Annotated in this window: 20 protein-coding genes; 10 read left to right on the top strand and 10 right to left on the bottom strand. The window is 63.5% G+C overall.

Annotated features, from left to right (window positions below):
- Positions 1–29: 29 nt before the first annotated feature.
- The gene (locus KU43P_RS18530) at positions 30–722 is read right to left on the bottom strand and encodes an SOS response-associated peptidase family protein (RefSeq protein ID WP_317658911.1); all 693 of its coding nucleotides are present in this window, start codon (positions 720–722) and stop codon (positions 30–32) included.
- A 100-nt stretch (positions 723–822) separates the two neighbouring features.
- On the opposite strand from KU43P_RS18530, the gene KU43P_RS18525 reads away from it, so the two are divergent.
- On the top strand, positions 823–1,254 hold the full coding sequence (locus KU43P_RS18525; protein WP_317658910.1) for a LexA family protein: 432 nt from the start codon (positions 823–825) through the stop codon (positions 1,252–1,254).
- Here KU43P_RS18525 and KU43P_RS18520 read toward each other — a convergent pair.
- Complete coding sequence (locus KU43P_RS18520) at positions 1,249–2,454, bottom strand: MFS transporter (RefSeq protein WP_317658909.1); 1,206 nt, start codon at positions 2,452–2,454, stop codon at positions 1,249–1,251. The two genes, KU43P_RS18525 and KU43P_RS18520, sit on opposite strands and share 6 nt — an antisense overlap.
- A gap of 136 nt (positions 2,455–2,590) precedes the next feature.
- On the opposite strand from KU43P_RS18520, the gene KU43P_RS18515 reads away from it, so the two are divergent.
- Complete coding sequence (locus KU43P_RS18515; protein WP_317658907.1) at positions 2,591–3,865, top strand: Y-family DNA polymerase; 1,275 nt, start codon at positions 2,591–2,593, stop codon at positions 3,863–3,865.
- Between the two features lie 410 nt (positions 3,866–4,275).
- Here the strand turns inward: KU43P_RS18515 and KU43P_RS18510 are convergent, their stop codons facing one another.
- Entirely contained in the window at positions 4,276–5,319 is a 1,044-nt protein-coding gene (locus KU43P_RS18510) for an MFS transporter (protein ID WP_317658905.1), read from the bottom strand.
- Between the two features lie 283 nt (positions 5,320–5,602).
- Positions 5,603–6,886 carry an arsenic transporter gene (locus KU43P_RS18505; protein WP_317658903.1) on the bottom strand — a complete coding sequence of 428 codons (1,284 nt, stop codon included), beginning with the start codon at positions 6,884–6,886 and terminating at the stop codon, positions 5,603–5,605.
- 241 nt (positions 6,887–7,127) lie between these two features.
- Between KU43P_RS18505 and KU43P_RS18500 the strand changes: the two genes are divergently transcribed.
- The 4 genes from KU43P_RS18500 to KU43P_RS18485 all read left to right on the top strand — a co-directional run bounded on the left by KU43P_RS18500 (position 7,128) and on the right by KU43P_RS18485 (position 11,634).
- The gene (locus tag KU43P_RS18500; RefSeq protein ID WP_317658901.1) at positions 7,128–9,368 is read left to right on the top strand and encodes a TonB-dependent siderophore receptor; all 2,241 of its coding nucleotides are present in this window, start codon (positions 7,128–7,130) and stop codon (positions 9,366–9,368) included.
- Between the two features lie 138 nt (positions 9,369–9,506).
- Entirely contained in the window at positions 9,507–9,794 is a 288-nt protein-coding gene (locus KU43P_RS18495) for an iron transporter (protein WP_317658899.1), read from the top strand.
- Entirely contained in the window at positions 9,791–11,305 is a 1,515-nt protein-coding gene (locus KU43P_RS18490; protein WP_317658897.1) for a PepSY-associated TM helix domain-containing protein, read from the top strand. The genes KU43P_RS18495 and KU43P_RS18490 overlap by 4 nt, the downstream gene beginning before the upstream one ends.
- A complete protein-coding gene (locus tag KU43P_RS18485; RefSeq protein WP_317658895.1) occupies positions 11,302–11,634 on the top strand; it encodes a DUF3325 domain-containing protein in 333 nt (110 codons plus the stop codon). Before KU43P_RS18490 ends, KU43P_RS18485 begins: the two co-directional genes overlap by 4 nt.
- Here the strand turns inward: KU43P_RS18485 and KU43P_RS18480 are convergent.
- The 3 genes from KU43P_RS18480 to KU43P_RS18470 all read right to left on the bottom strand — a co-directional run bounded on the left by KU43P_RS18480 (position 11,627) and on the right by KU43P_RS18470 (position 13,840).
- Entirely contained in the window at positions 11,627–12,220 is a 594-nt protein-coding gene (locus KU43P_RS18480; RefSeq protein ID WP_317658893.1) for a biliverdin-producing heme oxygenase, read from the bottom strand. The genes KU43P_RS18485 and KU43P_RS18480 overlap by 8 nt on opposite strands.
- 102 nt (positions 12,221–12,322) lie before the next feature.
- A complete protein-coding gene (locus KU43P_RS18475) occupies positions 12,323–13,108 on the bottom strand; it encodes a sulfite exporter TauE/SafE family protein (RefSeq protein ID WP_317658891.1) in 786 nt (261 codons plus the stop codon).
- Between the two features lie 108 nt (positions 13,109–13,216).
- Entirely contained in the window at positions 13,217–13,840 is a 624-nt protein-coding gene (locus tag KU43P_RS18470) for a helix-turn-helix domain-containing protein (RefSeq protein ID WP_317658889.1), read from the bottom strand.
- Between the two features lie 113 nt (positions 13,841–13,953).
- Between KU43P_RS18470 and KU43P_RS18465 the strand changes: the two genes are divergently transcribed.
- The 3 genes from KU43P_RS18465 to KU43P_RS18455 all read left to right on the top strand — a co-directional run bounded on the left by KU43P_RS18465 (position 13,954) and on the right by KU43P_RS18455 (position 16,614).
- A complete protein-coding gene (locus KU43P_RS18465; RefSeq protein WP_317658887.1) occupies positions 13,954–15,090 on the top strand; it encodes an NAD(P)/FAD-dependent oxidoreductase in 1,137 nt (378 codons plus the stop codon).
- Between the two features lie 12 nt (positions 15,091–15,102).
- Positions 15,103–15,480, top strand: a complete 378-nt coding sequence (locus KU43P_RS18460; protein WP_317658885.1) for a RidA family protein — start codon at positions 15,103–15,105, stop codon at positions 15,478–15,480.
- Between the two features lie 69 nt (positions 15,481–15,549).
- A complete protein-coding gene (locus tag KU43P_RS18455) occupies positions 15,550–16,614 on the top strand; it encodes a hypothetical protein (RefSeq protein WP_317658884.1) in 1,065 nt (354 codons plus the stop codon).
- Between the two features lie 48 nt (positions 16,615–16,662).
- Here KU43P_RS18455 and mcpA read toward each other — a convergent pair whose 3' ends face one another.
- Together mcpA and KU43P_RS18445 are read right to left on the bottom strand one after the other, a co-directional pair.
- On the bottom strand, positions 16,663–18,549 hold the full coding sequence (mcpA, locus tag KU43P_RS18450; protein WP_317658882.1) for a methyl-accepting chemotaxis protein McpA: 1,887 nt from the start codon (positions 18,547–18,549) through the stop codon (positions 16,663–16,665).
- Positions 18,550–18,692: 143 nt separating this feature from the next.
- The gene (locus tag KU43P_RS18445) at positions 18,693–19,571 is read right to left on the bottom strand and encodes a LysR family transcriptional regulator (protein WP_317658880.1); all 879 of its coding nucleotides are present in this window, start codon (positions 19,569–19,571) and stop codon (positions 18,693–18,695) included.
- Between the two features lie 100 nt (positions 19,572–19,671).
- Here KU43P_RS18445 and KU43P_RS18440 point away from each other — a divergent pair, with 100 nt between their 5' ends.
- Complete coding sequence (locus tag KU43P_RS18440; protein ID WP_317658879.1) at positions 19,672–20,100, top strand: PACE efflux transporter; 429 nt, start codon at positions 19,672–19,674, stop codon at positions 20,098–20,100.
- Between the two features lie 27 nt (positions 20,101–20,127).
- Here KU43P_RS18440 and KU43P_RS18435 read toward each other — a convergent pair whose 3' ends face one another.
- Positions 20,128–21,192: a hypothetical protein gene (locus KU43P_RS18435; protein ID WP_317658878.1), complete on the bottom strand. Its 1,065-nt coding sequence runs from the start codon at positions 21,190–21,192 to the stop codon at positions 20,128–20,130.
- Positions 21,193–21,258: the final 66 nt, after the last annotated feature.

Raw genomic sequence — 21,258 nt, 5'->3', positions numbered from 1 at the left:
GGCGATAGGGCCGCTAGCAGCCCAGCCATTCAAACGTCGTGCATCACGATCAACTCCGCCCCTTCATTACGTACATTCCCCACCTCCTTGCCCACCGCAAACCACTCGAACGCCTCCACCGGCAGGCACTGCTCCCGCGCCAGCCGCTCGGCTTCTTCGGCCGGCACCTCGGGGTCGATCCACGCTCTTGCATCCGCCGGCCCCAGCACCAGTGGCCGGCGATCGTGGATGTCGACCATTCCCGCGTCACTCGCGGCGGTGATGATCACGAACCCATCCCCCTCGTTCGGCTCCAGCCCCACGTGCACCTCGGCCAACGCCGCCATGAACATCGGCGCCTGGCTTTTCAGGCGAATGAAATACGGCTGCTTGCGCTTGGGGTCGTGCGGATCGGTGACCCATTCGTACCACCCATCGGCCATCACCAGGGCGCGCCCCTGGGGCCACAGCGCCTTGAAGAACTTGCCGGTGGTCACCGTCTCTACCCGCGCATTGATCGGCGCGGGACGCTTGCCGGTGGCCCAGAACGGCGCCCAGCCCCAATGGCACGGGTCGATGCGCAGGCCGTCGGCCGCGTTGTGCAGGATCAGCACGTGGCTGCCGGGGGCGACGTTGTAGCGGCCGATGGGCAGGTTGTCGTAACCGCTGATGACGTCCTGCTCGGCGTCCAGCTCACGCAGGTAATCGGCGAGGCCCTGGTACTGGGCGAAGCGTCCGCACATGGTATGCACCCCACTTGTCGAAATTTCCTACGGCGCGATTGACCCGGTCGTAGGTACATCATTACTGTATGTGCATACAGTTATTGTTCAAGGCTGTGACATGACTTCCATCCTGGGTCCGATCACTTGCGGCAGCGCTGCGCTGCCGCGCTACCTGTTCCGTGTTCCGGCGGGTTTCCCGTCGCCAGCGGCGGACCACATGGAGCAACCCATCTCGCTGGACGAGCTGTTCAACCTGCGCGCGCCGCACATGTACCTGGTGAGGATAGACGGCGACAGCATGCAGGGCGCCGGGATCTTCGACGGTGACCTGGTGCTGGTCGACCGCTCGATCGAAGCACGCAACGGCCATATCGTGATTGCTGCCGTCAACGGCGAGCCCTTGTGCAAGCGCTTGCAGCGCATCGGCGGGCAGGTGGTGCTGCGCTCGGAAAACCCGCGGTTTGCGCCACGCTACATCATGGAGGGTGACGAATTGGCGATTTGGGGTGTGGTGACCTTCAGCGTGCGCAGCCACGACCCGCACTCATGAAGCCCGCAGCGCAACACCCGCCAAGGTCGCACCGGCAAAAGCAGCCCCCACCAGGAAGGTCGCCTGAAAGCCGAGCCCGTCCCACAGCAGCCCCGCCACCACGCTGGCGGCCAGAAGGGCCAGGCCGGTCAGCAGGTTGAACAGGCCGAACGCCGTGCCGCGCAGGTGGGCGGGCGCACTGTCGGCGATCAGCGCGGCGAAGATGCCCTGGGTAAAGCCCAGGTGCAGCCCCCAGGCCGCCACGCCCAGCGCCAGCCCGGCCCAGCCGGGTATCAGCGCCAGCAGCAGGTCGGCCGCGACCAGCAAAGCGAGCCCGACCATCAGCACGCCACGTCGGCCGACACGGTCCGACAGTGCGCCAGCGGGGTAGGCCGACAATGCGTAGGCCAGCGCCATCAGGACCAGCACGGCAGGCGCCCACAAGGGCGCCAGGCCCATGTCCTGGGCACGCAGCAGCAGAAAGGCCTCGCTGAAGCGGCCCAGGGTGAACACCATCGCCAGGCCGATCAGGCGCCAGTATGCCGGGCCCAGGCGTGCCAGCTCGTGCCACGCCAGCGGCGTGCGTACGGGTTTTTTCGCTGCCGAAGCCGGTGGTTCGCGGACGAAGGCCACAAGAATGTACACGGCCAGGAACGCCGGTATCACCGCGACCCAGAACACGGTCTGGAAGTGGCTGGCGGTCAGCCACATCAACAGGATCGCCAGCAGCGGCCCGAGAAAGGCGCCGACCGTGTCCAGCGCCTGGCGCAGGCCGAACGCCGCCCCGCGCAGCTCGGCCGGGGTCACGTCGGCCACCAGCGCATCGCGCGGCGCCCCGCGGATACCCTTGCCGACGCGGTCGACGAAACGCGCCCCGATCAGCCATTCCAGCCCCGACGCCATGGGGAACACCGGCTTGGTCAGCGCGCCCAGGCCATAGCCCAGTACCGTGAGCAGCTTGCGCTTGCCGAAGCGGTCGCTGAGGGCGCCGGAAAACACCTTGGTGATCGACGCGGTGGCCTCGGCGATACCTTCGATGACGCCCACCGCCACCACCGAGGTGCCGAGCACGGTGACCATGTACAGCGGCAGCAGGGCGTGGATCATCTCCGAGGAAATGTCCATGAACATCGACACGAAACCCAGTGCCCAGACGCTGCGGGGGATCTTCGGCAAAGCCTTGCTGGTGGCCGGTGGTGCGGTTTTCTCGACGCTGGGCATCGTGGAGCCTCGGCTGTATCGCTACGTTCGAAACTGTAGGAGCCTGGGCGCAGGATGCAAATCGGATGAGTGGGCGACGTCAACATGGAAGGATGTGGTTAACTGTATATAAATACAGTGTGCGTGATGCCACCCGATGAAGCCTTCCCCCGTCTTTGCCCTGGTCGACTGCAACTCGTTTTATGCGAGCTGTGAGCGTATCTTCCGACCCGATCTGGCAAAAACGCCTATCGTAGTGCTGAGTAATAACGATGGGTGTGTGATTGCACGATCGTATGACGCAAAGCCGTTTGTGAAAATGGGTGAGCCTTTTTTCCAAATTAGAGACAAGCTAAAACGGCATGGGATTGTCCCGTTTTCTAGTAATTATGCGTTATATGGCAATATCTCCGAGCGGGTTATGACACTCCTAGAATCTTCCGTAGAGCATTGCGAGCGTTATTCCATTGATGAGGCTTGGCTCGATCTGACAGGCATGCCGGGAGACATGGAGGCTTTCAGTCGCGACTTACGTCACCGAGTTCTTCGCTGCACTAGCATTCCAGTTGGTGTTGGTATCGCACACACCAAGACGTTAGCCAAGTTGGCTAACCATACGGCCAAAAGGCTCCAAGCTCACACCGGTGGAGTGGTGGACATTCGCGATAATTTCAAACGCGATTGGGTTTTGCGTAATACTGCGGTAACGGAGGTTTGGGGAGTTGGACGTCGTATGGCGGAACACTTCGGGGCTATGGGCATACGCACGGCAATGGACCTGGCAAGAGCCGACGCGTGGACGCTTCGACAGAAGTTCAGCGTAGTTGTGGAGAAGACGGCACGTGAACTCGCTGGCACGCCCTGCTTGGAACTGGACGAAGCAGAGCCGCCAAAGCAGGAGATCTGTTGCAGCCGGATGTTTGGCAAGCGACTGACAGAGCTTGTGCTGATCAAGCAAGCTGTGGCCACTTACGTCGCGCGTGCTGCTGAAAAACTCCGAGCGCAGGGCTCAGTGTGCAAGCGAATACGCGTAAGCATCCGCACCGGGATGTTTAACCCGGATGAGGCGCACCACTCCCAGGGCGTGCTGGTTGAGCTGCCTTACCCAACCTCCGACACCCTGCTAATGACCAGATTCGCCACCGATGCTGTGTCCAAGATTTACAGGCCTGGTTTCCGGTACAGCAAGGCGGAGGTGCTGCTGATGGAACTGCGTCAACCTGGAGAGTTCTCAGAGGATTTGTTCGCGCTCAAGCAGCCAGTTGCGTGTGGCCGACTTATGCAGGTTATGGATGATATCAACGACCGGTGGGGTCGCGGGACAATGCGGGTTGCTCGCGTGCCTGTCGCGCCGGATTGGGGGATGCGAAGAGAAATGATGAGCCAGTCTTACACCACGCGGATTGATCAACTGTGGACCGTAAAGTGTTGAGCTTCTAAGTGCCTCTTTTCTAACGCTGCCGTGAGCGCCATCACTAGGGCGAGGGGCCCAAGCGTCTCAGGGCGACGACTCATAGGGTTGCATACCCAACGGGTAGAGTGACGCCGAAATTTTTTAATTGCCTTTCATCGAGGATAAGCATATTGCTACCAGATCAGCGTCACTGAGATCCATTGCTTAGCAGATACAATTCTCACCAGAAAGCTTGGCCCTCGATGGCAAAGCTAGGAAATTGCACCTGACTTGACCGAGTGTTTGCATCCCACTTGACCACCAGTTTGCATTCGACTTGACCAGCCATTTGCATCGGATGTGACCCGCGCACGGGTACGTCTTGACCGGCAGAAATCGATCCAGAGCGGGCGCCCCACGGTTGATCCCACCTCCAGCAACGGAAGTTTTTAAGTATCACTGGCAAGCTTAATCGGACGATGGGAATTAGGATGGAGGAAGGCGCTAAGGGCGAGCAGTACCACAGACCCTATGATCATTAAGCCCCAAGCCCAATACAGAGAGCTGAGGTGGTCCCGTAAAAAACCTGCGATGACTGGCATTGTCGCAGCGATGATATAGCCACCACCTTGTACAAAGGCCAAGAGTTCGCTGGCACTTTCGGGAGAGCTAGCGTGATCTAAGGTGACAATCAGCGTCAACGGGAACAGCGCACCAATACCCATGCCTAGGCATACAATCGCGATCAACGCGAGCTGATTTGGAGCGGCAATCAAGCAAGTTAAGCCACTGATCAAAAGTAAAATTACCAAGATCAGTAGAAGTCGCCGGTCAGGGAAACGATGGATTAGCGAGGACACCAATAGCCCAGCTATTACTTCCGTAAGCGTCAGGGCACCGAGCAGATAGCCAGAATCTGCAGCTGTCCATCCGACCTGGACGTAAAATGGCGGTAACCAAGCCAGTACTAAAGTGTAAGCGCCTGTACCGATGCCAAAAAATACTAACAGCAACCATGCTTGTGCATTGCGATAGGGCAAGCTTGCCGATGCAGAATAGGGGGCGGTTCGACCAGCGGCAAGAACCCAGGCAACCAGTGCGAGTACTGCGGGTAGGGCTGCGAACCCCAGCGTGAGCTTCCAGCCAAAAAACGCTGCGCCAGGTGCGGCTGTGGCTGCTGCAAAAGCAGCCCCGCCCATAATGCCCGTAGTGAACAATCCCATCAGCATACCGGCGCTTTCCGGATGGGTGCGTTTGATAAAAGCTGGCATGAGCGCTTGAATGAAAGCAATGCCGATGCCACCCAGCATGGCCGTAGCGATGATTGATCCGGCAGAATCGACATAGATACGAGCGGTACAACTCAAGGCAATCAGCGTTATACCAATTCCTACACCTGTGACTTCGCCAACTATCCGCAGAAGCCATGGTCCAGCTAAGGCAAACAAGCCCATCATCATTACAGGCAGGGTCGTCAAAAGCCGTGGATGCATTAGCCATGGACATCACAACGAGGTTTCATTCACAAAGTGGGAGCATCCTATGGACATTTTGAGGTCCAAGAAAAGCCCGACCTGGCCTGGCCTGCGACGATGTCCATACCCTTAAACTTTCCTTTACATCGAGAACGGTTTGTGATTAGGCGGTTGGCGGGGCCGCTGTGCGGCCCATCGCCGGCAAGCCAGCTCCTACAGCTTCCGCGCTGCCCTTGAGCATTGCGCTGTATCTGTGGGAGTCGGCTTGCCGGCGATGGGCTGCACAGCAGCCCCGACACCCTCAAAGACTCAACCGCAACGCCAGCGCCGCCAACGTCACCAGCAATACCGGCACCGTCAACAACACCCCCACCTTGAAGTAGTACCCCCACCCGATACTCACCCCCTTGCGCGCCAGCACATGCAGCCACAACAACGTGGCCAGGCTGCCGATCGGTGTGATCTTCGGCCCCAGGTCGCAGCCGATGACGTTGGCATAGATCATCGCCTCCCGCACCACGCCCTGGGCCTCGCTGGCATGGATGGACAGCGCGCCGATCAGCACGCTGGGCAAGTTGTTCATCACCGATGACAGCAGCGCCGCGATCAACCCGGTACCCAGCGACGCTGCCCACAGCCCGTGCCCGGCCAGCCAGTTCAGCACACCGGTAAGCGAATCGGTCAGGCCGGCATTACGAAGCCCATAGACCACCAGGTACATCCCCAGCGAGAACACCACGATGTGCCACGGCGCCTCGCGCAGCACGCGGCGGGTGGAGATCACATGGCCGCGTGCCGCAACGGCGAACAGCACCGCCGCGCAGGCTGCGGACACAGCGCTGACCGGGATGCCCAGAGGCTCGAGCACGAACAGGCTGACCAGCAACGCCAGCAGCACGACCCAGCCGACACGAAAGGTCGCGCGGTCACGCACGGCCATTGCCGGCAACTTCAGTTCATCGGTCGCATAGCGCTGTGGAATGTCGCGCCGAAAGTACAGCCACAGCACCAGCAGCGTAGCCGCCACCGCCACCAGGTTGACCGGCACCATCACTGCGGCATAGGCATTGAACCCCAGGCCGAAGTAATCCGCCGAAACGATGTTGACCAGGTTCGACACCACCAGCGGCAGGCTCGCGGTGTCGGCGATGAAGCCGGCTCCCATGACGAAGGCCAACGTCGCGGCGGGGGAGAAGCGCAATGCCAGCAGCATCGACATCACGATCGGGGTGAGGATCAGCGCCGCACCGTCGTTGGCGAACAGTGCTGATACCGCCGCGCCCAGCAATACCATGAAGGCGAACAGTCGGCGCCCGTCACCCCGGGCCCAGCGCGCCACATGCAAGGCGGCCCACTCGAAGAATCCGGCTTCATCCAGCAGCAGGCTGATGATGATCAGGGCGATGAAGGTGCCGGTGGCGTTCCAGATGATGGCCCAGACGGCGGGGATGTCGTTCAGCGAGACCACGCCGAACAGCAGTGCCAGCACGGCGCCGAGGGTGGCGCTCCAGCCCACGCCGAGGCCTTTGGGTTGCCAGATGACCAGGGTCAGGGTGAACAGGAAGATCAGTGCGGCGGTGAGCATGAACGCGGTGTCTCGACACGGATGTATGGGATGGGGGGACTGTACACGGGCTGCTGGCGCTTCGGAAAAGTTCCGTTACAAACATGTAAGTTTCGTAAATAAGATTTAAACTCATTTGAGAATCACTATATTCACCATCCCTGTTGGCCCCCGAACTTTTGTTTGCGAGGCCGGTGGGCGAGGGCTCCCGGCTTCCGGCAGGGATGTGCCTTTTCGCTCATGATTCGCAGGAGATGTGTCGATGCAGTGCAGAACCTCACCCAATAGCCTGGCCCTGGCCTTCGTTGCCCTGGCATCGCCGGCCATGCTGGCGAATGCCGCTGAAGCGGACGAGCAGCGTGCCGGTGAGGTGCTGGAAGTACCGGCAGGAGAAAAGGCGCTGGTGATCCAGGACACCCTGATCACCGCCGAGCGCGAAGCGCGTCAGGCGCTGGGCTCGTCGATCATCACCGAAGAAGACATCAAGCGCCGGCCACCGGCCAACGACCTGTCGGACATCATCCGCCGCGAACCGGGGGTCAACCTGACCGGCAACAGTGCCAGTGGCGCACGCGGCAACAACCGCCAGATCGACCTGCGCGGCATGGGCCCGGAGAACACTCTGATCCTCATCGACGGCAAACCGTCCAATGCACGCAATGCCGTGCGCTACGGCTGGAACGGCGACCGTGACACCCGTGGCGAAACCAACTGGGTGCCGGCCGAGGCGGTCGAGCGCATCGAAATCCTGCGTGGCCCGGCTGCCGCACGCTACGGCTCCGGGGCGATGGGCGGGGTGGTCAACATCATCACCAAACGCCCCACCGACGAGTTCAAGGGCAACCTCAATTTCTACACGCAGATGCCCGAAGACAGCGCCGAAGGCGCCAGCCGCCGCGCCAACTTCAACCTCAGCGGCGGGCTCACCGACAACCTCGGTTTCCGCCTGTTCGGTGGCCTGGCCAAGACCGATGCCGACGACCTGGACATCAACGCAGGGCACGCCAACAGCGCGCTGGTGGCAGGCCGTGAGGGCGTGCGCAACAAGGACATCAACGGCCTGCTGAGCTGGAAGCTCAACGACGAGCACCGTCTGGAAGCCAGCGCAGGCTACAGCCGCCAAGGCAACATCTACGCCGGCGACACCATGAACAGCAACGGTGGCGGCAACCCCGACCTGATCAACAGCCTGTATGGTCACGAAACCAACGTCATGCAGCGCAATACCTACGACCTGACTCACCTGGGCGACTTCACCTGGGGCACCAGCAAGAGCACCCTGGCCTACGAATACGTGCGCAACTGGCGCCTCAACGAAGGCCTGGCCGGTGGGCCGGAAGGGGCGATCAACGACAGCGGCGCAGCCATGTCGCGGCTGCGCAACACGCGCTTGAGCAGCGAGGTCAACCTGCCGTTCGCCATGGGCAGCACCGAGCATGTGCTGACGCTGGGTGGCGAGTACCTGTACGAGTCGCTCAACGACCAGGGTTCGTTCCGCCCGCAAAGTTTTGACCCGAGTGGTGTGGGCAACAACGCGATCATTGGCTTCGACCGCAGTGACTCGAAGATGACCGCCAAGAGCTACGCGCTGTTCGTCGAGGACAACGTCGTCATCGGTGATACCACCGTGACCCCCGGCCTGCGCTTCGATCATCACGAGTTGTTTGGCGACAACTTCAGCCCGAGCCTCAACCTGTCGCACAAGCTTACCGAAGCGCTGTCGGTCAAGGGTGGCATCGCCCGTGCCTACAAAGTGCCGAACCTGTATCAGTCCAACCCCAACTACCTGCTCTACAGCCGTGGCCAGGGCTGCAGCGTGCAGCAGGGCAACTCGGGTGGCTGCTACCTGCAGGGCAATGCCGACCTCAAGCCCGAGATCAGCGTCAACAAGGAAATCGGCCTGCTGTACGACCGTGGCAGCTGGCGCACCAGCGCGACCTACTTCCGTAACGACTACCAGAACAAGATCATCGGCGGCACCGACGTGCTCTACACCATCAACAACGGACGCCGCGTGACCCAATGGGAAAACGCCGGCAAGGCGCGGGTGGAAGGCATCGAGGGCAACCTGTTCGTCGAGCTGAGCCCGGTGCTGGACTGGAACACCAACCTGACCTGGATGCTCGACAACGATAACCGCGAGACCGGCGAGCCGCTGTCGGTGATCCCCGAGTACACGATCAACAGCACCCTGGACTGGCGCGCCACCGACAAGCTGTCGTTCCAGGTGGCGGGTACCTATTACGGCAAGCAGAAGTCGCCTAAGTACAACTACCGCACCCAGGAAAACTACGACACCGAGGCGCAACAGGATGTCGAGGCCTATGGGCTGGTGGACGTGAGTGCCGGGTACACGTTCAACGCCAACTACGACGTGCGGGTAGGGGTGAACAACGTGTTCGACAAGCAGATCCTGCGTGGCGGCAATGCCAGCAGTTCGGGGGCCAATACCTACAACCAGCCGGGGCGGGCGGTGTTCGCTGCGCTGAATATTTCGTTCTGAGCCCAGGGGCCGCTATGCGTCCCAATCGCCGGCAAGCCGGCTCCCACAGGGTGGTCCGCACTGGCCCTTGTGGGAGCCGGCTTGCCGGCGATTGGGCTGCGCAGCAGCCCCACACCACCCCGCACATCGAGGCCCCTGATGATCAACTCCCCCGCCTGGCTGCAGATACTCTCCCGCAGCAGCGCCGCACTGCTCGGCGGCTATGCCTTCAGCTACGCCGCCACCGCCTGGCTGGCCCGCTTGCTGCCACTGTCACCCGGCGACGCCGTCATCGTCGCCACCCTGCCAGCCTTCATCTTCTACACCGCCGCCATCCTCTGGGCCTTCGCCTGCCGTGACGCCCTGCGCGCCTGGGCGCCGCTGGCCGTGGCCATCCCCCTGGCGCTGATCGGCTTCTGGCCCCAGGTACTGGAGCAAATGACATGAAGAACACCTTCACCCAATCGATGGCCTGGCTGCACACCTGGGCCGGGCTGATCTTCGGCTGGCTGCTGTTCGCCATCTTCGTCACCGGCACCCTGGCGGTATTCGACAAAGAGCTCAACCACTGGATGCAGCCGGAGATCCCGTCCACGGCGGTGTCCCAGGCCAGCGCCGCGCAACGGGCCATCGCCTACCTGCAGGCCCACGAGCCACAGGCCGGCAACTGGGGGATCAGCCTGCCGACCGAGCGCTCGCCCGGGCTGCGCGTGTCCACCGGCGAGCGGCGCCATGGCGGCGGTGTGCAGCTCGACCCCGCCACCGGCGAGGCCATCACGGTACGCGACAGTGTCGGCGGCAACTTCTTCTTCCGCTTCCACTTCACCCTCGACCTGCCGCGCAACTGGGGCATCTTCGTGGTCGGGGCGCTGGCGCTGGTGATGCTTGCGGCGCTGGTCACCGGCATCGTCATCCACAAGAAGATCTTCAAGGAGTTCTTCACCTTCCGGCCCAACAAGGGCCAGCGCTCCTGGCTGGACTTCCACAACGCCAGCGCGGTGCTGTTGCTGCCGTTCCACCTGATGATCACCTACACCGGCCTGGTCATCTTCATGCTCATCTACATCCCGGCCGGCGTCGATGCACTGTTCGCCGGCGATAACCGCGCCTATTTCCAGGCCCAGGGCAACGCCCGCCTGGAGCAGCCCAGGGGCCTGAGCAGGCAGTCGGCCGAGCTGGCCGACATCGCGCCGCTGCTGGCTCAGGCCCAGGCGCGCCTGGGGCCGATCGCCGGGTTCAACATCCGCAACCCCAACACCGCCGGCGCACGCATCGAGATCCGCCCCGAACTGGGCAATCGCATCGCGTTGTCCAAAGGCCAGGCCATGGTCTTCGACGGGGTCAGCGGCGAGTTGCTCAGCGATGTCAGCGATTGGCGTGCGGCGCCGTTGACCCAGCGGGTGATGGTCGGCCTGCATTTCGCGCAGTTCGGCGGCTACCCCCTGCGTTGGCTGTATTTCGTCTGCGGCGTGATCAGCTGCGTGATGATCGCCAGCGGCCTGGTGCTGTTCTGCGTCAAGCGCGGGCGCAAATACGCCAGTGCCGATGCACCGGGGCACCGTTGGTATCGGTTGGCCGAAGTGTGCAACGTCGGTTTTGTTTCCGGCTTGCTGCTGGCCTGTGCGGGGTTGCTGTGGGCCAGCCGTTTGCTGCCGGTGGAGCTGGCCGGGCGCGATGGCTGGGAAGTGCGCGTGTTCTTTGGCGTGTGGCTGCTTGCGCTGTTGCATGCGAGTATCAGGCCGCCGCGCCAAGCGTGGGTCGAGCAACTGGGTGTGGCGGCGCTGTTGTGCATGGGTTTGGTGGCATTCGGCGGGCTGGATGACGCCCTGCGGCTGGGTGTGGCGGCTTGTGCACTGGTGCTGGGCACATTGCTGGGCCTGGTGGCGTGGCGGGTCAAGCGGGCACAGCCGGTGGTGCGCAAAGCCAGGGCAGGGCTGCGCGTGGAGGCTGGAGCATGATGCTGCTGATCGCAGGCGGGGCGCTGTTCGCCTATGCCGGTATGCTCGGGCTCTGCCAGGGTCTGCAGCGGCACTACAAACACGTGTGGAACCGCGATTGCCCGGCCGCGCTGGGCAAGGTGTTGCGAGGCGCGGGCTGGCTAGCCCTGCTCGCCAGCCTGTGGCTGTGCGCCCAGGCCTGGGGCTGGGCGATGGGGCCAGTGGCGTGGTTCGCGATGATCTCCCTGGCCGGGCTGCTGCTGGTCGTCCTGTTGCCTTATTGGCCGCGGCTGGCAGTGTGGCTGGCAGGCGCACTGCCCGTGTGGTCGCTAGTGCAGTGGGTCAGTTGATGCGCACCGGATTGAGCACATTACGTTGCCCCAGCCAGTTTTCGAAACAGGTGAAGGTATCGACCGCCGCTTGCACGGTGGCTGCCTTTGCCGCCGGTGCGGTCGATGCCTGGCCAAGGCGGTCGAGGAAGTCGCGCCAATAGCGGCCGGTCTGGGCACCGTACACATCGAGAAAGCTCGTACCACTGCCGGGCCCCAGGCCAAGGCGCTCGGCCATTGCCCGCTTGAGCACCTGGCCGCCGAGGGTCGAGCCTTCCAGCACGTACATCACGCCCAGGGCGCTGGCTTCGTCGTTTATCGCCGGCAAGGCCTGGCACAAGGGCAGGGTGTCGATGTCGCTGGCACTCAGCTTGAGGGCCTGCAGGTCTTGAGTAAGCGCGGGGGTCTTGGCCCGCACGGGTTCCTGATAGGTGCCCAGGTAGGCTTCGAGCGGGGCGTGGAATCCGTAATAGGCTTGCAGCAGCCGGCTGTAGGCGTCGGTGTCGAAGGCGCTATCGAAGAACGGCAGGCGTGCTTCCAGCGACTTGTGGCAGGCGAGAGTTGCCTCACGCAGGGCGAGTAGTAACGGGCTGGGGCTGGCTGGCATTGAATGGGCTCTGGTGGCATTTCGCCTAGGTAGGACTGGTGATCCTACCGCAGTGTTCCGCCGGGGGCCGCGACTTTGTTGCGGCCCCGTCCCGTCACACCATCAGAATGCCAGTTTGTAGCCGATCAGCAGCAGCATCGCCGCCAGGCACGGGCGCAGCACGCGGTCGGAGATGCGCCCGGTGAGGTGGCTGCCGAAGTAGATGCCGGGCAACGAGCCGAGCAGCAGGTAGCCCAGCAGCGACCAGTCCATGTTGCCCATGCCGGCGTGGCCGAGGCCCGCCACCAGGGTCAGGGGCACGGCGTGGGCGATTTCGGTGCCGACCAGGCGGCGGGTGACCAGGAACGGGTAGAGCAGGAACAGCGCCACGGTACCCAGTGCGCCGGCACCGATCGAGGTGAGGGTGACCATCACCCCCAGCACCACGCCGGTAAGCACGGTGAGGGTGTTCAGGCTGCGGTCGCCGAGGTGGTAGTGGTCACCGGCATGGCGGCTGGCAAATGCTTGCAGGCGCGACTTGAACAGGATCGCCAGCGCGGTGAGGATCAACACCACAGCCAGGCCCTGCTTGATGATGGCGTTGAGCGCCGAGGTGTCGGTGTGCAGGGTGCTGAGGAACCACAGGGTCAGTGCCGCGGCGGGCACGCTGCCGAGGCTCAGCAGGCCGGTGATCTTCCAGTCGATGTTCTTGTTGCGGCCATGCACCCAGACGCCACTGGCCTTGGTGATGGCGGCATACAGCAGGTCGGTACCCACGGCGGTGGCGGGGTTGATACCGAACCAGAGCAGGATTGGCGTCATCAGCGAACCACCACCCACGCCGGTCATGCCGACGATGAAACCCACAACCAGTCCGGCAATGGTGAAACCGAAAGAACCTACATCCATACGCTACTCGACTGCCCAGCTTTGCCCGTGATCGGATGGGTGCCAGCATATAGGGAGTTTTTATAGCCAAATAGACTTGTTCGTTATTAGGTTATAACCAGCGGCAGTTCAGCGGTCGGTCATCACCACCATCACATGGGCATCCCCGCCGTCCTCGCTTTCCGACAGGTAGATATGCCCCACCTGGCTGTCGAAATACGCGGTTTCCTGCGGCCCGATGCTCACCGCCTCGCCGGTTTCGAACTCGATGCGCACGCGCCCGCTCAGCACCAGGGCGAATTCCTGCCCAGGGTGGCGGATGAAATCATCGAACTGGCCCCGTTCGCGCGCGATGATGCGGGCATAGGCGGGGGTCATGCGGCGTTCCGGGAATGCGCCGGCAATCGGGTGGTAGTCGTAGGTGCCAGTGGAATATCCCGCTGCCGCCGGCAGGGAATCGACCACCACGGTCACCGGCACCGGTGCGCTCACCGGCCCGCTGGCGCGAAACAGCTGGGCGATGTCGACATTCAGCGCTCGCGCTGCCGCCGCGAGTTTTTCGTAGCTCACCGACACTTGCGCCAATTCCATTTTCGACAGGGTCGAAACCGGCACGCCACTTAGCGCGGACAACTGCTTGAGGGTCAGCTGACGGGCCTTGCGCACCTGGCGCAGGCGCCCGCCGACCTCGGCGCGATCGAGCAGTGGCAGGGCGTCGGGGCGGCCTGTGGCGGCAGGGCGGTCATCGGGCATTCGCGGTTCTCGGTGTGCGGCAAGGCCGGGCATCTTACCTTGCGGCCTTGCACATTTCGAAATTCTCATATATTAGAATTCTCATAAATGATAATTCTCTGGCAGGAGCGTGCATGACCCCGACCTACGACACCCTGATCATTGGTGCCGGCATTGCCGGCGCCTCCCTGGCCTACCGCCTGGCAGGCCAGCGCCAGGTGCTGCTGTTGGAGCGTGAGATGCAGCCTGGCTACCACTCGACCGGCCGCTCCGCGGCGATGTTCATGGAGGCCTACGGCACCCCGCAGATCCAGGCCCTGACCCGCGCCAGCCGTGCGTTCTACGAAGCGCCGCCGGCAGGCTTCTGCGAACACCCGCTGCTGGAGCCGCGTGGCTGCCTGTATGTCGCCAGTCATGAGCAGAGTGAGTTGCTCCAGGCCACCTACGCCCAGAACCTGGCCAACGGCACCGAGGTCAGCCTGCTTGACCGTGATGCCGCTTTGGCAATGGTGCCGAGCCTGCGCAACGAGGTGATTGCCGGTGCCGTGCACGAACCCGGCGCGATGGATCTGGATGTACACGCGCTGCATCAAGGCTTCCTGCGTGGCTATCGCGCCGCAGGCGGTGAACTACGCTGCAATGCCGAGCTGATGCAGGCCGCATACCACGACGGGTTGTGGCAGGTGACGCTGGCCGATGGCAGCCACTTGCAGGCCCACCAGCTGATCAATGCCGCGGGCGCGTGGGCCGACCGTGTGGCCGAGCAGTGCGCGGTGGCCCCGATCGGCCTGCAGCCGCGCCGGCGCAGCGCCTTTACCTTCCCTGGGCCGGTCGAACAGGACTTCGCCCGTTGGCCGGCAGTGATCGGCGTTGACGAAAGCTTCTACTTCAAGCCCGACGCCGGCCAACTGCTGGGCTCCCCGGCCAACGCCGACCCGGTAGAGCCACAGGACGCCGCCCCCGAAGAGCTCGATATCGCCCTTGGCATCTACAACATCGAAGCCATGACCACCTTGGAAATCCGCCGCCCCAGCCACAGCTGGGCGGGCCTGCGCTCGTTCGTTGCCGATGGCGACCTGGTGATCGGCTTCGACCCGCACGCGCCGGCGTTCTTCTGGCTGGCCGCGCAGGGTGGCTATGGTATCCAGTCGGCTGCCGGTGCTTCGCGCTTGGCAGCCGACCTGCTGCTCGGGCAACCGCTGTGCCCGAGCCTGATCGCCCAGGGCGTGGCACCCGAGCGCCTGTCCCCGGCACGTTTCCAGTCATCCTGAAAGGAGTTTCCCATGAGCAACGACATCCAGCGTTTCCCTAGCAGCCTGCCGTTCCCGTTCTCGCGCGCAGTGAAGGCGGGCGGTTTCCTGTTCCTCTCCGGCCAGGTGCCGATGAGTGCCGGCGGCGAGGTGGTGCGCGGTGACATCCAGACCCAGACCCGCGCTGCCTGCGAGCGCATTGCCGAGAGCCTGGAGGCGTGCGGCGCGCGCTTCGATCAGGTGGTCAAGGTGACCGTGTGGCTGTCCGACATGGCCCACTTCGCCGGTTTCAACGAGGTCTACAAAACCTTCTTCGGTGACGCGCTGCCGGTGCGCTCCACCGTGGCGTCGGCACTGGCGCTGGGGGTGGATGTGGAGATCGAGGTGCAGGCGTACGTCGGCCAGAGCTGAGTGAAGCGCCTTCGCGGCTTTGCCCGCGCGGGGGCGTCCATCCCACAACAAAAATAACCTGAGGTTCACATGCAAGAACAACTGAAGATCGCCGGGGCCTTCGTCGGCGTGATCGTGGGGGCGGGCTTTGCGTCCGGGCGGGAATTGCTGTTGTTCTTCGTCGACTTTGGCGTCTGGGGGCTGATCGGCGCGATGGTCAGCGCTGCGCTATTCACCTTCCTCGGCATGGCCTTGGCCGGGCTGGGCAACCGCCAGCGGTCGACCTCGCACAAGGATGTGATTCAGGCCATCTGCGGTCGCCACCTGGGGGTATTCGTCGACTGGCTGATCACCTTCTTCATGTTCGCCGTCACCGTGGTCATGCTGGCCGGCGGCGGTGCCTTGCTGGAGCAGCAGTTCGGCATTCCGGCGCTGGCCGGCAGCGTGCTGGTGACCCTGCTGGTGGTGGGCATCGTGTGCCTGGACGTGCGCAAGGTGATCGTCGCCATCGGCGCCATCACCCCGCTGCTGATCCTGGTGGCTTCGGCCATTGCGCTGTACGCCGTATTCACTCGCGGGCAGAGCTTTGCCATGCTCGACCAACTGGCAAGCCAGCAGCAGGCGGGTACCCGCCACTGGTTGCTGGGGGCGTTTTTGTATGTGTCGTACAACATTGTTGCGGGCGCGCCGATCCTGGCGATTCTGGGTGGTTCGGCCAAGGGCGAGAAAACCGCGATATGGGGTGGTTTGCTGGGCGGTGCCGCGCTGGGTGGGCTGATGCTGGTGATGAGCGCCGGGCTGTTGTCGCGCTTGGACAGCGTCGCCGAGCTGCCGATGCCGATGCTGTCGATTGCCAACGAGGTTTCGCCGCTGCTGGGCCTGGTGATGTGCCTGATCATCTTCGGGATGATCGTCAATACCGCGGTGGGCACGATGTTCTCGTTTCTTTCGCGGCTGTTGCCAGCGGGGACCGCGAAGTTCCGTTGGGGCTCTGTGGTGACAGGGCTGGTGGCGTTCGTCTGCAGCCTGGTGGGGTTCATCAGCCTGGTGGGGGAAGTGTATCCGCTGTTTGGCTACCTGGGGTTCGTGCTGATGGCGGCGGTGTTGCTGGCCTGGGTGCGCAGGGGTAGGCAGGGGAAGGTGGTGGTGGCATAGGGGCTGCTGTGCAGCTCGATCGCCGGCAAGCCGGCGATCGGGTTCAACTCAGATCCGGAAGCTACCCACCAACTGTTTCAACCGCCCAGCCTGCTGCGCCAGCGCATCGCAATGCAGCAGGGTTTCGTTCAGGTTCTCCACCCCTTGCTGGTTGAGGGCGTTGATCTGGGTGATGTCCAGGTTCAGGCTCTCGACCACTGCCGTCTGCTCTTCGGTCGCGGTCGCCACCGACTGGTTCATACCGTCGATCTCGCCAATGCGCTGGGTCACGCTGGCCAAGCGTACGCCGGCCTGGTTGGCCACCTGCACGGCCTGTTCGCTGGATACCTGGCTGGTGTTCATGGTGTGCACTGCCTCGCGTGAACCCACTTGCAGGCTGGTGATCATGCGGTGGATCTCTTCGGCCGATTCCTGGGTGCGGTGCGCCAGGTTGCGCACTTCGTCGGCGACCACGGCGAACCCGCGCCCGGCCTCGCCAGCGCGGGCAGCCTCGATGGCGGCGTTGAGCGCCAGCAGGTTGGTCTGCTGGGATATGCCCTTGATCACATCGAGGATCTTGCCGATCTCGTCGGTACTGGCATTGAGTGTTTCGATCTGCGCGCAGGATTCGCTGATGCGCTGGGACAAAGCGGTCATGGCGCTGATGGCTTCCTCGACCACTTCTCGGCCCCCATGGGCCTGTTCGCTGGCGCCGCTGGCATGCTGCGAGGCATCGGCCGCATTGCGGGCGATTTCCTGGGTGGCGGCGCCCAGTTCGTTGATCGCCGCGGCAACGCTGTTGGTGCGCATGCTCTGCTCTTCGGAGCCGATGATCGAGGCGTTGGAGGCGTTGACCACTTTTTCCGAAAGGTCATGCACCAGGCGGGTGGCCGAGGACACTTCGCTGATCGATGTGTGGATGCGTTCGACGAAGCGGTTGAACGAGGTGGCCAGTTCGCCGAACTCGTCCTTGTGCTGCACCTCCAGGCGGCGGGTCAGGTCGCCTTCGCCCTCGGCGATGTCGCGCATGGCGCGGCCCATGGTGGTCAGCGGGCGCATCAGCACCGGGATCAGCAGGCCCAGCAGCACGGTGATGGCGACCACGGCGATGAGCATGGCAATGATCGCCGAGGTGCGGAACTGGCCGATGGCGGCGTAGGCCTTGTCTTTGTCGATCGACAGGCCGATGTACCACTGGGCCGACGGCAGGCCGGCGACCGGCGCGAACGAAATCAGCCGCTCCTCGCCGTTGAGCAGCACATCCTGCATCCCCGCGCTGACGCGCAGGCCGCTGCCGGGGTAGATGTCCTTGAGGTTTTTCATCAGCTGGTCCTTGTCGGGGCTGACGATCACCTGGCCATCGCTGTCGGCGAGGAAGGCGTGACCGATGCCGCCGAAGTCGACCGAGTTGATGATCTGCACCAAGGTGTCGAGGGTCAGGTCACCGCCGACCACGCCGATCAGTTCGCCATTGGCCTTGCTCTTCACCGGGGTGGCGATGGTTACCATCAGGCCGCCGACTGCACCCTGGTAGGGCGCTGTGAGCACGGTCTGGCCGGCATTCGCCGCACTGGCGTACCACGGGCGCTGGCGCGGGTCGTAACCGGCGGGCATCTGGGTGTCGGGGCGTTGGGTGAACACGCCGTTGGCTTGGCCCAGGTAGGTGAACAGGAAGTTTCGCGTGTAGGACGGCTGCTCGATCAGCCCGGCCAGGGTGTCGCCGGCCCCTTGGGTGGCGATGTCCTGGGCCAGGTTTTCCAGCACCAGAATGCGCCCGCTCATCCAGTTCTGCACGCTGCTGGCGGTCAGTGCGCCGGCCTGCTGGACCGATGCTTCGATGTTCTGGCGCAAGGTGTTGCGTTGCAGGTAATCGTTGTAGAGGGTGAACAAGGCAAATGCCAGCACCACGACGCCGCAGGCGCTGAGCAGGATTTTGTGGCGAAATTTCAGGTTCATGTTTCGAGACCTTAAGCCATGGAGGGGAGGGCGCCGCGCGCTTGTGGCGCGATGGCGGGGCCTGTCTCCAGTGCTATCGGCTAGGGCGGTAAAACATTGAAATGGCAGCGCATTGTCTTCAGGCGAAGGCGACGGACGGCATGCTAGCGGGCAGCGAGCTGCTCGATCAGCAGGCGTGCGGCCTGGCCCAGCGGCTGCTGCTTGCGCCACAGGGCATGGATGGGCAACTGCAGTTCGTTGCGCGTGTTGCGAAACGCCAGGCGCACCAGCCGCCCGCTGGCAACCAGTGGCGCGACCCTGGCCAGCGGCAAGTCGCCCCAGCCGAGCCCGGCTTCGACCATCTGCAGGGCCAGGTCGAAACTGTCGGTGGACCAATGCGTGGCGCCGATCAGCGCCCGCGGATCGAGCAGCGGCAGGTCGCGGCTGCGCACCAGGATCTGGCGCACCGCGATCAGGTCTTCAAGGTAATGGATACGGCCTTCGCGCAAGGCCGGGTGATGGGGGGCGAGGGTCGCCACCAGCGACTCCGTACCGATGTGCTGGAAGCCACGGCGGGCATCCACCTGCAGGCCGGCGAAGGCCAGGCACAGGTCGGCGCGGCCGCTGTCGAGCAGGTGCAGGGCCTCGTCCTGGGGCGCGCTGAGCAGGTCGATGTCCAGCAGCGCAAAGCGCTCGCCGAGGCTGGCGATGGCGGCCAGCAGCGGGCGGTGGTCGATGTCCGGCACCACGGCCACGGTCAGGCGGCTTTCCAGCCCCTGGGAAAGCTCCAGCGCGTGCACCTGCAGCAACCCCAACTGCTCGGCGATCAACCGCGCATGGGGTTCGAGAGCCAGGGCCTGGGCGGTGGCGCGCACTTCCCGTGGGCCGCGCTCGAAAAGGGCATAGCCCAACTCCGCTTCAAGGTTGCCGATCGCCATGCTCACCGCCGAGGGCACCCGCTGCAAGGCCCGGGCCGCCGCAGAGAACGAGCCGCGGTCGAGCACGGCGAGAAACAGCTGGATGTTGTCGCTGGAAAAGTTCATGGCAGCATGCTGTCAGTTAATCTGAAGGCTGCCAACTTTTTCTGTCAGCAGGATTGACGCATCCTGGCGGCCTTCGTTTTCGCTTCAAGAGGTTTTCCCGGTGCAGGGAGTCAAACGCAAACTGGTCTATGTGACCTTCTATGAACTGATCGGGCTGTGCATGTCGACCCTCGGGCTGGCTTACCTCTCGGACACCCAGGCCTCGCACACCGGGCCGTTGGCGGTGATGATCACTACCATCGCCATGCTCTGGAACCTGATCTACAACAGCCTGTTCGAGTATTGGGAAAGCCGCCAGGCCAAGCGCGGGCGTAGCGTGGCGCGGCGGGTGGCGCATGCCGTGGGGTTCCAGTTGACCCTGGTGGTGTACCTGATTCCGTTGATTGCCTGGTGGCTTGGGATGAGCCTGGTGGAAGCGTTTCTGGTGGACTTGGCGTTCATCATTCTGGTGCCGTGTTACACCTTTGCCTACAACTGGGCGTTTGATCGGATCTTTGGCTTGCCGACATCGGCCATGGCTGCTGCTTGAGGCAGTCAGTACCGGCCTTATCGCCGGCTAGGGTGGCAGGCGAATCAGCAATGGCTCCTGCCGCGGTTGCTGCGTCTGCGGCGCCTCCACCGGCTCCTGCGGCCGCGGCGCACTGGCCAGCAGGCTGTCCTCGACCTGCCCCGACAGGTAGTAGACCCCGGCCATGGCACCGCTCTGGCGATTCTCCATCAACTCCTGCCATTCCTGGTTGAGCGCCACGTTGAGGATCACCCGCAACTGCTCGACCATCTCCGGGTGCTCGCGGTCATGGGTGATCATCCCGTAGCCCGCCGCCGCCACCGAAATCATCGCCCCGGCGACCTTGCCCACCGCACTGGCCACGGCACTGGCAATGCCCCGTGGTGCCAGGGTGGCGCCGAGCTTTTCGCTGGCGCGGTTGGCCACCGAGGACAGGCCCACGTCGGTCTGCCCCGGCCCTTTGACGGCTTGCTTGTGCAAGTGTTCGCGCAGGGCCAGCCAGGCCGGTTGCTGGTCCAGAGGCTTGGCCCGCAACAGTTGGTAGAGGCTCGCATTGCGCGCCGGTGGCGGCCCCAGGTTGATCGCCGGGATGCGGTTGAGGCGCTGGCTGACCTGCTCGGGCGCGGCATTGTATTTCTGGATGATGGCCGGCAGTTGCTGGCCGAACAGCTGTATGTAGAGCTCGCAGGCGCGGTCGCGGATGCTTTCGGGGTTGATCTCCTCGGCTACTGGGTCGATCACCCGCTTGTGGTACTGCTCCTGCAGGTACAGGGCCAGGCGCTTTTCGGCGGGCTCGCGGCCTTCACCACTGTCGAGCTTGTACCAGGCTACCTTGAGTGTCAGCCATTGCTGGGTCCAGTAGCCGGTGAACCAGGGGATGAAATCGCTTTCCGTGCGTTGCTGCACCTGTTCTTTCCATACCCGCATCGATCGCCGTGCATAGTCGTTGGCCGAGCCGGCGGCGCCTACCGAGGCGTCGATCAGTTCCTGGTCGATGCGTTGCCAGGCGGCGGGGTCGAGCACGGCGGGAGGGGGTGGGGGTGGCGTGCGCTTTGCGGCGCAGCCGGCGAGGGCCAGCAGCAGGCAGAGCAGGATTGGAATGCGCAGGCTCACTCGGCTGCCTCCCTGGGGGTAGAGGCTGGGTGGTCAACCGAGTATAGGGCGGTGCACGAGGGGCTG

The sequence above is a fragment of the Pseudomonas sp. KU43P genome (assembly GCF_033095865.1).
Classification (GTDB): domain Bacteria; phylum Pseudomonadota; class Gammaproteobacteria; order Pseudomonadales; family Pseudomonadaceae; genus Aquipseudomonas.
This window is presented reverse-complemented; position numbering and strand designations above follow the sequence as displayed.

Bases quoted from the DNA above. Each gene is read 5' to 3' on its own strand.
- KU43P_RS18530 (WP_317658911.1), bottom strand. From the start codon at position 722: ATGTGCGGACGCTTCGCCCAGTACCAGGGCCTCGCCGATTACCTGCGT.
- KU43P_RS18525 (WP_317658910.1), top strand. From the start codon at position 823: ATGACTTCCATCCTGGGTCCGATCACTTGCGGCAGCGCTGCGCTGCCG.
- KU43P_RS18520 (WP_317658909.1), bottom strand. From the start codon at position 2,454: ATGCCCAGCGTCGAGAAAACCGCACCACCGGCCACCAGCAAGGCTTTG.
- KU43P_RS18515 (WP_317658907.1), top strand. From the start codon at position 2,591: ATGAAGCCTTCCCCCGTCTTTGCCCTGGTCGACTGCAACTCGTTTTAT.
- KU43P_RS18510 (WP_317658905.1), bottom strand. From the start codon at position 5,319: ATGCATCCACGGCTTTTGACGACCCTGCCTGTAATGATGATGGGCTTG.
- KU43P_RS18505 (WP_317658903.1), bottom strand. From the start codon at position 6,886: ATGCTCACCGCCGCACTGATCTTCCTGTTCACCCTGACCCTGGTCATC.
- KU43P_RS18500 (WP_317658901.1), top strand. From the start codon at position 7,128: ATGCAGTGCAGAACCTCACCCAATAGCCTGGCCCTGGCCTTCGTTGCC.
- KU43P_RS18495 (WP_317658899.1), top strand. From the start codon at position 9,507: ATGATCAACTCCCCCGCCTGGCTGCAGATACTCTCCCGCAGCAGCGCC.
- KU43P_RS18490 (WP_317658897.1), top strand. From the start codon at position 9,791: ATGAAGAACACCTTCACCCAATCGATGGCCTGGCTGCACACCTGGGCC.
- KU43P_RS18485 (WP_317658895.1), top strand. From the start codon at position 11,302: ATGATGCTGCTGATCGCAGGCGGGGCGCTGTTCGCCTATGCCGGTATG.
- KU43P_RS18480 (WP_317658893.1), bottom strand. From the start codon at position 12,220: ATGCCAGCCAGCCCCAGCCCGTTACTACTCGCCCTGCGTGAGGCAACT.
- KU43P_RS18475 (WP_317658891.1), bottom strand. From the start codon at position 13,108: ATGGATGTAGGTTCTTTCGGTTTCACCATTGCCGGACTGGTTGTGGGT.
- KU43P_RS18470 (WP_317658889.1), bottom strand. From the start codon at position 13,840: ATGCCCGATGACCGCCCTGCCGCCACAGGCCGCCCCGACGCCCTGCCA.
- KU43P_RS18465 (WP_317658887.1), top strand. From the start codon at position 13,954: ATGACCCCGACCTACGACACCCTGATCATTGGTGCCGGCATTGCCGGC.
- KU43P_RS18460 (WP_317658885.1), top strand. From the start codon at position 15,103: ATGAGCAACGACATCCAGCGTTTCCCTAGCAGCCTGCCGTTCCCGTTC.
- KU43P_RS18455 (WP_317658884.1), top strand. From the start codon at position 15,550: ATGCAAGAACAACTGAAGATCGCCGGGGCCTTCGTCGGCGTGATCGTG.
- mcpA (WP_317658882.1), bottom strand. From the start codon at position 18,549: ATGAACCTGAAATTTCGCCACAAAATCCTGCTCAGCGCCTGCGGCGTC.
- KU43P_RS18445 (WP_317658880.1), bottom strand. From the start codon at position 19,571: ATGAACTTTTCCAGCGACAACATCCAGCTGTTTCTCGCCGTGCTCGAC.